This is a genomic window from Micromonospora sp. NPDC051543 (assembly GCF_044454415.1).
Lineage (GTDB): Bacteria > Actinomycetota > Actinomycetes > Mycobacteriales > Micromonosporaceae > Micromonospora.
In genome coordinates this window covers 408,761-420,504 of sequence record NZ_JBITDT010000003.1, presented here as the reverse complement: position 1 = coordinate 420,504, position 11,744 = coordinate 408,761, and the positions used below count along the sequence as shown (strand labels likewise).

Annotated in this window: 11 protein-coding genes; 3 read left to right on the top strand and 8 right to left on the bottom strand. The window is 70.9% G+C overall.

The window, feature by feature from the left end:
- Positions 1 to 182 precede the first annotated feature (182 nt).
- The gene (locus tag ACIA3K_RS07645) at positions 183 to 1,670 is read right to left on the bottom strand and encodes a sulfatase (protein WP_396799727.1); all 1,488 of its coding nucleotides are present in this window, start codon (positions 1,668 to 1,670) and stop codon (positions 183 to 185) included.
- Between the two features lie 107 nt (positions 1,671 to 1,777).
- Here ACIA3K_RS07645 and ACIA3K_RS07640 point away from each other — a divergent pair, with 107 nt between their 5' ends.
- Positions 1,778 to 2,728 (top strand): hypothetical protein, encoded by a 951-nt coding sequence (locus ACIA3K_RS07640; protein WP_396799726.1) that lies wholly within the window; start codon positions 1,778 to 1,780, stop codon positions 2,726 to 2,728.
- 14 nt (positions 2,729 to 2,742) lie between these two features.
- On the opposite strand, the gene ACIA3K_RS07635 is transcribed toward ACIA3K_RS07640, so the two are convergent.
- The 5 genes from ACIA3K_RS07635 to ACIA3K_RS07615 form a co-directional block, all read right to left on the bottom strand.
- On the bottom strand, positions 2,743 to 3,477 hold the full coding sequence (locus ACIA3K_RS07635; RefSeq protein WP_396799725.1) for a hypothetical protein: 735 nt from the start codon (positions 3,475 to 3,477) through the stop codon (positions 2,743 to 2,745).
- 85 nt (positions 3,478 to 3,562) lie between these two features.
- Positions 3,563 to 4,534: an ABC transporter permease subunit gene (locus tag ACIA3K_RS07630; protein ID WP_396799724.1), complete on the bottom strand. Its 972-nt coding sequence runs from the start codon at positions 4,532 to 4,534 to the stop codon at positions 3,563 to 3,565.
- On the bottom strand, positions 4,531 to 5,430 hold the full coding sequence (locus ACIA3K_RS07625) for an ABC transporter ATP-binding protein (RefSeq protein WP_396799723.1): 900 nt from the start codon (positions 5,428 to 5,430) through the stop codon (positions 4,531 to 4,533). The genes ACIA3K_RS07630 and ACIA3K_RS07625 overlap by 4 nt, the downstream gene beginning before the upstream one ends.
- Positions 5,427 to 5,822, bottom strand: a complete 396-nt coding sequence (locus ACIA3K_RS07620; RefSeq protein WP_396799722.1) for a GntR family transcriptional regulator — start codon at positions 5,820 to 5,822, stop codon at positions 5,427 to 5,429. Before ACIA3K_RS07620 ends, ACIA3K_RS07625 begins: the two co-directional genes overlap by 4 nt.
- Positions 5,823 to 5,929: 107 nt before the next feature.
- Positions 5,930 to 6,820 (bottom strand): NAD(P)H-binding protein, encoded by an 891-nt coding sequence (locus ACIA3K_RS07615; RefSeq protein ID WP_396799721.1) that lies wholly within the window; start codon positions 6,818 to 6,820, stop codon positions 5,930 to 5,932.
- A gap of 70 nt (positions 6,821 to 6,890) precedes the next feature.
- Here ACIA3K_RS07615 and ACIA3K_RS07610 point away from each other — a divergent pair, with 70 nt between their 5' ends.
- On the top strand, positions 6,891 to 7,784 hold the full coding sequence (locus ACIA3K_RS07610; protein ID WP_396799720.1) for a LysR family transcriptional regulator: 894 nt from the start codon (positions 6,891 to 6,893) through the stop codon (positions 7,782 to 7,784).
- 40 nt (positions 7,785 to 7,824) lie between these two features.
- Here ACIA3K_RS07610 and ACIA3K_RS07605 read toward each other — a convergent pair whose 3' ends face one another.
- Positions 7,825 to 9,672: a glycoside hydrolase family 15 protein gene (locus ACIA3K_RS07605; RefSeq protein WP_396799719.1), complete on the bottom strand. Its 1,848-nt coding sequence runs from the start codon at positions 9,670 to 9,672 to the stop codon at positions 7,825 to 7,827.
- Between the two features lie 159 nt (positions 9,673 to 9,831).
- On the opposite strand from ACIA3K_RS07605, the gene ACIA3K_RS07600 reads away from it, so the two are divergent.
- Entirely contained in the window at positions 9,832 to 11,067 is a 1,236-nt protein-coding gene (locus ACIA3K_RS07600) for a low temperature requirement protein A (RefSeq protein ID WP_396799718.1), read from the top strand.
- A gap of 87 nt (positions 11,068 to 11,154) precedes the next feature.
- Here the strand turns inward: ACIA3K_RS07600 and ACIA3K_RS07595 are convergent, their stop codons facing one another.
- Entirely contained in the window at positions 11,155 to 11,721 is a 567-nt protein-coding gene (locus tag ACIA3K_RS07595) for a hypothetical protein (RefSeq protein WP_396799717.1), read from the bottom strand.
- Positions 11,722 to 11,744 lie beyond the last annotated feature (23 nt).

Genomic DNA, 11,744 nt, shown 5'->3' with positions numbered 1-11,744 from the left:
CTTTTCCCGCCGCGCCCCCAAGGGCTGGTACGTCTGCGGGGTGGCCGCGGGCGCGGGGGCCCTGAGCGCCAACCCCACGGCGATCGGCCGGTGGGAGTCCTTCGACCTCTTCTACAACCACCGCGGCCGGTCCTGGCCTGCGGCAGCGCGCCGCCACCGGCCAGGACCGGCGCGGTGCCCGGTCAGGCCGGCACGTGTCCGGCCGTCCAGCACGCCGAGTGGCTGTGGCACGCGACGTACGCGACGAGCGCGTCGTGCAGCGCGGCCCGGCGGGTGGCCGTGAGCCCGGCCGCGATGTTGTCGAGCTGGTGGGGGTCGGTGGTGCGGTCGTAGTACTCCCGCTCGCCGTTCGAGTACTCGACGTAGGTGTAGGTCGCCGTCCGCAGCGCCTCGTAGGTGATGGGGCTGCCGTTGCGCCGGTCCTGGGCGTCGGGGTCGTCGGCCGCCTGGTTGGGGCCTCGGTGCTCGATCAGCGCCCCGGTACGCCAGTTCGGCGCCGCTTCGCCCTGGGCGAGGGGCAGCAGGTTGCGCCCGTCGACGTACGTCCCGACGTCCGCGCCGCCGATGCGTTGGAAGGTCGGCGCCAGGTCGATGTTCTGGACGATCTCGGCACGCTGCGAACCGGGGACGACACCCGGCCCGGCGACCACGAGCGGGACCCGCACATCGGTGTCGAAGGCGGTCTGCTTGCCGCCGGTCAACCGGTACTCGCCCATGTGGAAGCCGTTGTCCGAACTGAACACGACGTACGTGTCGTCGGCGATGCCGCTGCTGGTGAGCTGGGCGCGCAGGTTGCCGATCAGCCGGTCGACGGCCTGGACGGACTGGGCCCGCTTGCGGAAGTTCGTGTCCAGGTTGCTCTTCTCCTGCGCGGTCAACGGCCCGTTGCCGGCCAGCCAGGACGGCGCGTTGGCGGGCAGCCGGTCGTACGCCGCGGTGCGCGGGGCGGTGAGTCCGGGGAAGTCGTCGAGGTCCTGGTTGGCCGGGGTGAACGGGCTGTGCGGGGCGAAGGTGGAGACCTCCAGCAGGAACGGCGTGTTGGCGGCCGCCGCACGCTGGATGAAGTCCCTGCCCTTGCGGGACAGCACGTTGGTCAGGTAGTCGGCGGGTTGGCTGCCGTAGTGGACGACGGTGTGGTTCTCGTTCAGGTCGTAGTTGTACTCGGGGTATCCGTTGCCCGCCCCGTACCACTCGGACCAGCCTGGTGGGACGTACGGCTGTGACCCGCCCTGCGTGTCCGCCGGCTGGTAGCCGTTGAGGTACTTGCCCATGAACCCGGTCCGGTAACCCTTGCCCTGAAGCACGGTCGCGAAGGTCCGGTTCTCGTTGCCCCGGCCCTTGAAGACCGCGAACCCGCCATCGGCGCCACCGTTGGTGAAGACGCCGGTGTCGTGCGGAAACTGGCCGGTCAGGATCGACGAGCGGGACGGGCAGCACAGCGAGTCGGTCACCGTGTAGTTGGTGAAGGTGGCGCCCTCGCCCTGTAGTTGCCGTACCTGCGGCAGGTACGGCACGAGGTTCCACGCGAGATCGTCGACGAGCACGAAGATGATGTTGGGGGCGGTGGCGGCCGGAGCCGGCTCGGCGCCGCGCGCCGGTGTCCACGCGGCGAGCAGGGCGAGCGCGGCCACGAGGGTGGCGGCGACGAGACGTCGATGGGTGATGACCATGCCGTCAAGCCTCGTCAAGATTTGTCAGCATCTATTCAACAGGTGGTGATGATCCGATCAACACCGTGCCGCGTACCGCTCCGGCGCGCCCTGACTAACATGCCCTCGTGATCGAAGAATTGGTCAGGAGCGCTGCCGCCGAGGACGACGACGCGGTCGAGAAGCTGTGCGTCATCGCCGACGCCGACCCGCGGAGCCTGACCCCGTACCTGGGCGCCCTGCTCGATGCCGACGTGCTGTGGCCCGCGAGGGTGTACCGGGCGGCGGACGACGACGTGGTACGCCGGATCATCGAGCGGATCGACGGCGGGCGCACGCCGGACCGGCTCAACCAACTGCTCGTCATCCTCGCGCACACCGCGCACCCGCTCGCCGAGAGCGCCATGCGTCGCTGGTCGACGCGACCGCCGGCCGGGGCGGACGAGCTGCACGTCAGCATCCTGAGCTACGCGCTCGAGGGCGGCTGGACGGTCGACGCGGACGGCGGCCGCCGGGACCTCTGCGGCACCACCGCGTACCAGTGGGTCATGCGCGACAGGCCGCAACGGACGCACGGTCCCACCTGCCCGTGGTGTGCGTCACCACTGTGGATCGCCGCGGACCTCGACACGGCGGAACCCGCTGTCCGGGACGCGATGACGCACACCGGCTGGTCCGGCCGGCTGGTGATCGAGACCTGCCAGTTCTGCGCCTGCTACGCCACCCTGTACAGCCGGGTCACCCCGGCCGGCGACAGCACCTGGTGGACCGGCAACACCCGCCCGAGCTACCTCGGTGACGCTCAACCGGAGGACCCGCCGGCGCTGGCGCCGGTTCTGGGTCCGGCACGGTCGACCCCCTACCAGGCGAGCGCCTGGGATCAGGGCGGCTCGACGCTGGGCGGGCGGCCCGACTGGATCCAGGACGCCGAGCACGCGGACTGCCCCGGGTGCGGTCAACCGATGGACTACGTGGGTCTGGTCGGCGGCGCGGACCTGGACGAGTACGGCGAGGGCGCCTACTACCTGCACCTGCACCAGCCCTGTGGGTTCGCCGCGGTGAACTACCAACAGAGCTGATCGCCTCGTGCTCGTCAGAGTCGGTGCAGACCGCCTCTGAGCTGGTGGATGACGTCCCACTGTGCTTCGTCGCCGGTGGGCCGGGGGAAGCCGCCGTGCTGGAAGATCCAGTTCAGGTAGTCCACCAGGGGCATGCCGGCCTCGCCCACGAAGTGCGCGTCGGCCGATGCGTCGGGGAGGACGATGCCGTAGGGACCGCCGCCGCTGACGTTGTCCTTGTGGTAGTGGTCGGGCGCGACGGGCAGGAGGAATGGTTCGTCCTGGTCGTCCTCCCACTCCTCGATCTCCTCCGCGTAGTACTCGAGGATGTCGCTGTTCGGGTAGCGGGAACCCGCCACCTCCAGCACGAGCGGATCGGCCGCAGCCGAGGTGGCCCACTGCGGGTGCGTTCCTACCAACCACACGTCGCCCACGATGCGGATCCACGACGACAGCGTCATCGGCAGTGGGCTGAGACGCTTTTCCAGCCAGTGAAGGATCTCGTCCGCCTTCGGGCCGGGTGGCGTGTACGGCTCCGTCGGGGTCTGGCGGTCGTCGTTCTGGTGGAATCGGTAACCCTGCTCGCGTAGGCGTGCGACAAGGGTTTCGATGTTGCTCCGGGCCCGGCGGGCCATCTCGTCGCACACCGCCTGTGCCTCAGGGGCGAAGGCTGGCTCACGGACGCGGGCGCCAAGCTGCCGAATCTCATGCCACACACGATCTTCTTGGCCGGCGACGTAGCGGGTCAGCCAGTCCGGATGCTCAGTCATCGCGATCATGGTGCCGCAGATGATCTCCTGGAGCAACGGTCCGTGCACATCCCTGACCGATGGTCGCCGGTGGAGGGGTCCGGCACTAGATCAGGCGACGCCGTACCCGCCACACCACCACACCGATCAGGACCGCCGCGACCGCGACGAACAGGGCGGCCTCGATGAGCTGGAACGTCCAGAACCGGTCCGCCGGGTGGTAGACCCCGAACTGCTGGATGCCCCGTGCGTGCAGGAACTGGTTGAGGTTGGTGCCGGCCTGGTTGGCGGCGTCCTCCAGCTCGTGGTACTCGGTCGAGCTGAGCCTGCGCCCGGTGGCGTCCGCGTAGCCGCGTTCGACCACCCAGTCGGCGAAGTCGGGCGCGGCCCGTTGCCCCGCGTCGGAGCCGCCGACGGGGACCGGCGCCGTGGTGGTGAGCGGGGTGGCGTACGCGGGACGGGCCAACAGCGCCACCGTCATCCGGGCGGCGAGGAATGCCCCGAGCGCGACGCCGAAGGCGGGCAGGCTGCGCCGCAGGATCGCCCCGGCGGCGGTGGCGACGCCGAACGCGAACAGCGCGTACGCCACCGGAACAAGCCCCTCCAGGTCGAAGGCGTCGTACTGGAACCGCCCTTCCCACGCGTCGAACGGCTGACGGAACCAGGTGAGCACCGCCGTGAACATCCCGGTGAGGGCGACGGTGACGCCGGCCAGCGCCACGAGCTTGGCCGCCAGCCAGCGCATCCGCGGCACGGCCTGCGTCCAGGCGAGCTGCCAGGTGCCGTCCTCCAGCTCACGCGCGAGCAGCGGCGCGCCGAGGAACGCGCCGATGACGACGGGGACCAGATAGAAGGCCGCCAGGAGGTTCTCGACGTTGCCGTACCCCTCGTCGAGCCGGCGGAAGGACGCCGTGCAGGCCTGGTTGACACGGGCGCCTCGCGCACATTGGGCGGGACCGCCGGGGAACAGGTCGTGGGCCTGCGTCCCGAGCACGAGCAGGACGATGGCGAACAGGCCGACGAGCAGCCCCAGGACGCAGACCTCGGTCCGGTGCTGGCGCCAGATCAACCACGTCATGCCGCCACCTCCGAGGTGACCGGAGCGATCGGTTCGGCCGGCCGGCGCAGGTACGCCAGCACCAGGTCCTCCAACGCGACCGGCTGGGCCTGCCACCCGGGCGCGACCGGTATCCCGCCGTCGCGTACCAGCAGGGTCGTGTGCCGGTCGCTGTGGACCGCCTCCACGACGGTGCCGGCCCGGTCGAGGTCGGTGGCCGTGCGCGGGCCGACGAGCAGCCGGTGCTCGGCGAGGAGGGTGTCGATGTCACCGGTGAGCGTGACCCGACCCTGGTTGAGGACGACCAGGTGGTCGCAGACGCGCTCCAACTCGTGCACGACGTGGGAGGAGAACAGGACGGTCACCCCGCCTTCGGCCACCGCGCCCATGAGCACCTGGAGGAATTCGTGCCGGGCCAGCGGGTCGAGGCTGGCCACCGGCTCGTCGAGGACGAGCAGGTCCGGCCGCTTCGCCAGGGCCAGGGCCAACGCGACCTGGGCCTGCTGCCCGCCGGAGAGGGTGCCGGCCCGGTGGTCGAGCGGGATGCCCAGCTTCGCCAGCCGGCGCTCGGCCAGCCCCTGGTCGAACCGGAGGTTGCAGGCCCGGCCGAAGCGGAGCATCTCGGCGACGGTGAAGCGCTTGTACAGCGGGTGGTCCTGGGCCAGGAACCCGATCCGGGACAGGGTCTGCGGGGTGCTGGCGGTGACGTCGTGGCCGAGGACCTCCACCGTGCCGGTGGTTGGTGCCAGCAACCCGACGGCCAGGCGCAGCAGCGTGGTCTTGCCCGCGCCGTTCGGCCCGACCAGGGCGATCACGCCGCCCGCCGGCAGGGTCAGGGTGCAGTCGCGCAGCGCCCAGCCCTTCCGGTACCGCTTGCCCACACCGTCGGTGCGCAGTGCGAACTCGGTCGCCGTCATGCCACGTCCTCGTTCCTGGTCTGCTGGTGGACGGAGGTGAAGAGCGCGTCGACCGCCTGCTCGTCGAGGCCGGCCGCGTAGGCGCGGCGCAGCCAGGTCGCCAGGCCGCGCCGCAGCGACGTGTACGTCGCTGCCGACATCGCGGCCGACTGCTGGGCGTTGACGAACGTGCCCTGGCCGGGCCGGCCGGTGACCAGGTCCTCCTGCTCCATCTGCCGGTACGCCTTGGCGACGGTGTTCGGATTGATCGCCAGGTCCTCGACCACCTCGCGGATGAGCGGTAGGCGGTCACCGGGTTGGAGGAAACCCAGCAGCACCGCCTGGCGGACCTGCTGGACGAGTTGCAGGTACGGCGGCACGCCGGAGTGGGTGTCGAGCCGGAAGACGAACACGGTAGCCCCTTACTGCTTTACTAGGGCCATAGTAAAGCAGTAAGTCGGGCGATGTACGACAGCGACCCTCGGGGTCCTCGGCTCGACCGACGACCTCGACAGGCGCCCTAGGATCGTTCGGCCCGGCCGCGGTCTGCCACGGCCGGGGCGAGCACCGATGCGCACCACTGGCCGAAGGTCGTCCCCAGGGCTCCGTCGCGGGCGGGTGGGTAGACGCCCGCCGTCTGCGCCTCGGCCATCTCGATCATGGCGTCGACGACGGCCGGACTCGCTCCGGACGACGCGTACCGGGCGCGGTAGTCGGCGAGGGTGGCCTGTTGGTAGGCGACCGGCCGGCCCAGGGTCTCGGAGATGATCTGCGCCATCTCGCGCGGGGTGTGGTCGACGGGTTCGCGCACGGGCACGTCCTGGTGGCCGGTCCAGGTGGTGTCGGTGAGCAGGTCGGTGGCCGTGCGGGCGATGTCGGTGGTGGCCACCGCCGCGAGCGGCGCGTCTGGCTCGGCGGTGAGCACGAACATCCCCTGGCTGCTGATGAGGTCGACCTGGTGCAGCAGGTTCTCCATGAAGAACGCCGCCTGGAGCGAACGGTAGGCCGCGCCGCTGGACTCCAGCGTGTCGTCCATCGCCCAGGCCGCCGAGAGCAGCCCGGCCGGGCCGTCGAATCCGCGGCCGAGCGAGGAGACGGCCACGACGCGGGGTACGGCGTGCGCACGTACCGCCTCCGCGATGGGGCGCGCGAAGCCGAGGTAGTGCTCGGTGACGTCCGGTGCGTCGAAGTTCGGCGGTACGAGCACGAAGAGCGCCGTGGCGTCGGTCAGCGCGGTCGTGAGCACGGCGGGGTCGGCGTGGGAGCCGACGATGACGTCGGCGTGCTCGCGAAGGGTCTCGGGCAGGCGGGAGGGGTCGCGGGCGATCAGGCGCAGCGGTGCGCCGGCGGCGCGCAGGGACTCGGCGACAGCGGCGCCGATGGTGCCCGTGGGGGTCGTGATGACGATCATGGTTCCCATCGTCGCGCGGGTGCTCGCGGGCGAGAAGGACCAGTTCGGGCGGCATTATTATCCTCAGGGTATGAATCCCGTGGAGTCCCGGCCGCTGCGTTACTTCGTGGCCGTCGCCGAGGAACTCAACTTCAGCCGGGCCGCCGAGCGGCTCGGCATCGCCGCACCGGCCCTGTCGCGCGCGATCTCCGGGCTCGAGGCGGACCTCGGCGTCCGTCTCCTCGACCGCACCACCCGAAGCGTCGCGCTCACCGAGGCAGGCGCGGTGCTTCTCGCCGACGCGCGGGCAGCGCTCGGCGCGCTCGACGCCGCCACCCGACGCGCCCGGCGAGCCGCGGGTGTGCCCGGAGGCAAGCTGGTGGTCGCGGTGAAGGCCGACGTCGAGGGCGGCCTGCTCGAGGACGTGCTCGCGGCGTACCAGGCGGAGCACGCCGCCGTGCCGATCGAGGTCATGTTCACCGGCTGGCGCGAGCAGCCGGCCCTGCTGCGCGCGGGCGAGGCCGACGTGGCGATCGTCATCGAGCCGTTCGACGCCGATGGTCTGGACGTCGAGCCCCTGCTGTGCGAGCCACAGGTGCTGGCGCTACCGGCCGGGCATCCGCTCGCCGGACGGCCCCGACTGCGGATGGCCGACATCGAGACCGGGCACCAACGGACTGTTCCCGGCGCCCACGTCTACGTACGACGCGGCGAGCAACCGCCACCGTTCGGGGACATGGTGCAGATGCTGCGCCAGATCGAACTCGGGCGGATGCTCGCGCTGCTCCCGGTCTCGCTCGCCGAGCGCAACGCCCGGCCGCAGCTCGCCTGGCGGCCGGTCGACGACGCGCCGGAGGCCGCCTTCTCGGTGGCATGGCCGCAGAACTCGCACTCGCTCGCGGTCGCCGCGTTCGTCCGGGTCGCCACCGCGATCTCGGCCCGCCGCCGGACCAGCCGACTGCCGGACGCCGCGGAGACCGCCTGAGCACCCGTTTGGTCAACCACCGTGACGCGACGCCACGCCGTCAGCGGCGGCGGCGGGCGTCGGCCTCGGCGTCGAGCAGGCTGTTGAGGGTCAGCGCCGTGTTGATCAGCGACAGGTGGCTGAAGGCCTGCGGGTAGTTGCCGATCTGCTCACCGGTCGCGGCGATCTCCTCGGCGTAGAGGCCGAGGTGGTTGCTGAAGGTGAACATCTTCTCGAACGTGAGTCGAGCGTCGTCGAGGCGGCCGGACCGGGCCAGCGCCTCGACGTACCAGAAGGTGCACATGTTGAAGGTGCCCTCGTGGCCCGGCAGTCCGTCGGGGGAGTGGACCGGGTCGTACCGGTGGACGAGGCTGTCGGAGACGAGTTCACGTTCGATCGCGTTCAGCGTGGACAGCCACAGCGGGTCGCTCGGCGTGACGAAACCGACCGCCGGCATGGCCAGCAGCGCGGCGTCGAGCACGTTCTCGTCGTACGCCTGCACGAAACTGCCACGTTCCGGGTGGTACCCGCGGGCCATGACCTGGTTGTAGATGCGGTTGCGCTGTTCGGTCCAGCAGGTCAGGTCACCGGGGCGGCCGGTGCGGTTGGCCAGGCGGATCGCCCGATCCAGCGCCACCCAGGACATCACCCGCCCGAACGTGTAGTTACGGGGGTGGTGCCGGCTCTCCCAGATACCGGCGTCGCGCTGGTCCCAGTTGTGACAGAGCCAGTCGACGAGCCGGACGGTGCTCTTCCACACCTGGTGAGAGACGCGGATGCCCTGCTCGTCGGCGAGGTGCATGGCGTAGAGCGCCTCGCCGTGGATGTCGAGCTGAAGCTGGTCGGCGGCCCCGTTGCCGATCCGCACCGGCCGGGAGCCGCGGTAGCCCTCCAGGTGGTCGAGCACCTCCTCGTGCAGGTCGGAGGAGCCGTCCACCCGGTACATGATCTTCAGCGGGTCCTGGTGGTCGCTGGCCGTGCGGATGCGCTCGTCCAGCCAGTCCATGTAGCGGCTGACCTCCTCGGTGAAGCCGAGGCCGAGCAGCGCGTGCACCGAGAACGACGTGTCGCGTACCCAGGTGTAGCGGTAGTCCCAGTTGCGGCTGCCGCCGACCAGCTCGGGCAGCGCGGCGGTGGGCGCGGCGATCATCGCGCCGGTCGGCGCGTACGTCATGAGTTTCAGCGTGATGGCGGAGCGCTCGACCATCTCCCGCCAGCGACCGGTGTAGCTGGAGCGTTCCAGCCAGCGCCGCCAGTAGTCCCGCGTCCACTCGAACATGCCCTGGATCTCCTCGGGCGGGAAGATCCGCGGTTCGGTGCCGCCCGTCTCCAGGACCACGCCGCCGACGTCGCCCTCGTTCAGGGTGCCGTACGCGACGAGGTCGCCCCCATCGAGGCGGACGTCGCCGCGTTCGCGGATCAGCCGCCGGATCGGGTCGACGGGGTTGAACGTCAGTGTCGCGGACCGGCTGCGAAAGACGTAGCCGTTGGGGTGGGGCTCCAGTTGGTGCTCCTGGCGGGCGAAGTCGAAGCGGGGTCGGCACTCCACCCGGAAGCGCATGCTGCCGCGAACCATGGTGACGATGCGGACCAGCCGGTGCGCGTCGGTGGCCCGCTCGCCGGTGACCGGCATGAAGTCCATGACCTCGGCCACCCCGTCGGCGCTGATGAACCGGGTGATCAGGATGGGTGTGCCGGGGAGGTAGAGCTGTTTGGTCACGTACCGCACGTCGTGCGGCGCGATCCGGAAGTAGCCGCCCTTGTCCTTGTCGAGCAGCCCGGCGAAGATGCTCGGCGAGTCGAAGCGCGGCGCGCAGAACCAGTCGACGGTGCCGTCACACGTGACCAGCGCGGCGGTCTGCAGGTCGCCAATGAGTCCGTGATCTTCGATCGCCGGATAGCTGTCCACGTTTCTCCCCGGTTCGGCCGCGTCCTGCGCATCGAACTTAAGGGGGATTTGCCAAAGTTAGGGGATATTCACGTTGAACCACCCTGTCGCGTACCCCCGACGGCACATCCCCCTCGGCGGGCCGCTCGTTGGTGCGACGAGGGCGGACGGAGGGGGACGATGTCGGGGAAACGCGGTGCGGACCTCCTGCGTCCTCCGGACAGCGCTGGCCGCGCCACGTTCCTGGAGCTCTTCTTCGACCTCGCCTTCGTGGTGGCGCTCACGCGGGTCTCGCAGCGCTTCGTCGAGCTGGACGGCGATACGGGGTGGGCGCTCGTCAACGGGCTCGGTCGCACCCTGCTGCTGTTCCTGGCGCTCTGGCTGGTCTGGTCGCACACCACCTGGATCACCAGCCGCTACGAGCCGGAGAGCGCGATCATCCAGGCCGTGGTGGTCGGCACGATGTTCGCCGGCCTGGTCATGGCGGTCACGCTGCCCCGGGCGATGGAGGAGCGGGCGCTCCCGTTCGCAGTCGCGTACCTGCTGGTGATGGTGGTCCGGCCGCTGGTGATCGCGGCCGCCCTGCGGGGTCATCCGCGGCGGCTGGTCGCGTTCCGGCTCTCCGCGTGGGCCGCGCTGAGCGCGCCGATCTGGCTGGTCGGCGCGCTCGGCCCGGAGCGACTGCGCCTGCCGCTGTGGGCCATCGCCGTCGGCATCGACTACCTCGCCTGGCTCCTGGGGTGGCCGCTGCCGCGCCTGGGCGCCGCGGCGGTGGCGCACTGGCGGATCGCCGGTACGCATCTCGCCGACCGCTACCAGCAGATGTTCCTCATCGCGCTCGGCGAGTCGATCCTGGTGATCGGCGTGGTGTTCAGCGGCCAGGACTACTCGGCGGGTCGAGCGGCCGCCTTCACGGTCGCCTTCGTCACCAGCGCGCTGATCTGGCGGATCTACTTCCACCGCGCCGGTCTGCTGCTGACCGAGGCGCTGGGTGGGGCGGGCCAGCCCGCTCGCCTGGGTACGGCGTTGGAGCGGACGCACCTGCTGATCCTGCTCAGCGTGCTCCTCACCTCGGTCAGCTACGAACTGGTGATCGACGACCCGTTCGGCGCGCCCCGGCCGATGTGGCTGCTGTTCGTGGTGGGCGGGCCGGTGCTCTTCCTCGTCGCGCGGTTGCGGCTGGAGTACGAGGTGTTCGGCCGGATCTCCCGATCACGGCTGATCGGACTGGTGATCCTGCTGCTGGGCGCGCCGCTGTTGATCCGGTGGCCGCCGATGGTCGGCCTGTGTGCGGTGGCCGGGGTGCTGGCCCTGGTCGCGGTCCTCGACGCGCTCGGCAGCCGGCGGTCCGCGCCGCAGGTGCCGACCCCGCCGGGCGGGCGGGAGACGCCCGGCGGCCGCGACTTCGAGGCGTGACGGTAAGCCTCGACCGTGCCGCGGGGACGGCGCGGGGGTGGGCGACGCGGGGGGCGGGCGGTCGAGTCGACCGCCCGCCCGGTGTCGTCAGCTCAAGGTGAATGTCACGTCGTCGACGTCGAAGGCCGTGACGCCGTTGCCGGCCGTCTCGCTGCTCAGGAAACTCGCCGTCGCGGTGCGCTCGACCGCCGCCGTCCCGCTCGACATGCCGTACTCCCGCCACTGCGCCCCGCCGTCGAAGGCCAGCGAGAACCTCGTCTTCGGAGGAATGCCGGTGACCGCCAGCCCGACGTTCAGGTAGTCACCGCGGGTGGTTTCCGTGGTGCTGGTGCGGACCCAGAAACGGACCGTCAGGTTGCAGTTGGCCGGCACGGTGACGGTCGTGCGCAGCAGGTCGCTACGTGTCACGTCCAGGCCGGCGAAGGTGGCGTACGCGCGACCGGTGTGCGCCGGCCGGGTCTCGTCGCCGAGCACGACCATGCGCGGGCCGGCCGTCCAGCCGTCGGCGCCGCGCTCGAACGACGGGTTGGGGTGAACCTGCCCGGCGCAGGGCGCGGCGGGTGCCGGTGGTGCGTCGGATGCGCCTCGTGCGGCGGATGCGCCGCCCGTGACCAGGAGCAGCAGGGCTGCGGCGGTGGTGGCGATTGCCTTCATCGGTCCTCCTCAAATCATTGAAG